The sequence below is a fragment of the Methylophaga sp. UBA4204 genome (assembly GCF_002379485.1).
Classification (GTDB): domain Bacteria; phylum Pseudomonadota; class Gammaproteobacteria; order Nitrosococcales; family Methylophagaceae; genus Methylophaga.
In genome coordinates, this window is sequence record NZ_DFTU01000087.1 from 56,546 (window position 1) to 57,387 (window position 842).

1 pseudogene is annotated in these 842 nt (G+C 47.7%); it reads left to right on the plus strand.

The window, feature by feature from the left end:
• Positions 1-842 (plus strand): annotated as a pseudogene (locus B3182_RS12730) (formylmethanofuran dehydrogenase subunit A); the annotation flags it as partial.

An 842-nucleotide genomic window follows, 5' to 3' on the forward strand; every position in this document is an offset into this window, starting at 1 on the left:
TAAGTGGCAAAGTCATTATGGCCGGCGCTATTGATATGCACACCCATATCGGCGGTGGTAAGGTCAATATTGCCCGTACCATGTTACCCGAAGACCATGCTGAAGCCGTTTATGAACGCACCGAACTATTACGTTCCGGCACAGGCCATGCGGCTCCAAGCACTTTGACGACAGGTTATCGTTACGCAGAGATGGGGTATACCGCAGGCTTTGAACCGGCCGTTTTACCGATTAATGCCCGTCAGGCTCATATGGAAATGCATGACACACCAATTATCGATAAAGGTGGTTATGTGATGCTTGGCAGTGATGATTTTCTGTTGCGTATGATGGCGGCCAATTCCGATCAAGAAGCGATTAATAACTATGTCGCCTGGACCATTAATCATGCTCAGGCCGTAGGCCTTAAAGTAGTTAATCCTGGCGGTATCAGTGCCTTTAAATTTAATCAGCGTAAGCTGGATTTAGACGAAAAAAATGATTTTTATGGCGTCACGCCACGCGATATTCTGCATAGATTGTCACGTGCGGTGCAGGAAATCGGTGTGCCACATCCTTTGCATGTACACGGTTGTAATTTAGGTGTACCAGGTAATATGCAAACCACACTGGATACCATTCAGGGTGCTGAAGGCGTGCCGATGCATCTGACGCATATTCAATTTCACAGTTACGGTACTGAAGGCGATTTCAAATTCTCCTCCGGTGCGGCTGAAATTGCTGAGGCGATTAATAAACACAGAACATTACCGTCGATGTCGGGCAGATCCTGTTCGGTCAGACAGTAACCGCTTCTGGCGATAATATGCGTCAGTTCGCCGGTGCTCCACATGCGCATCCTA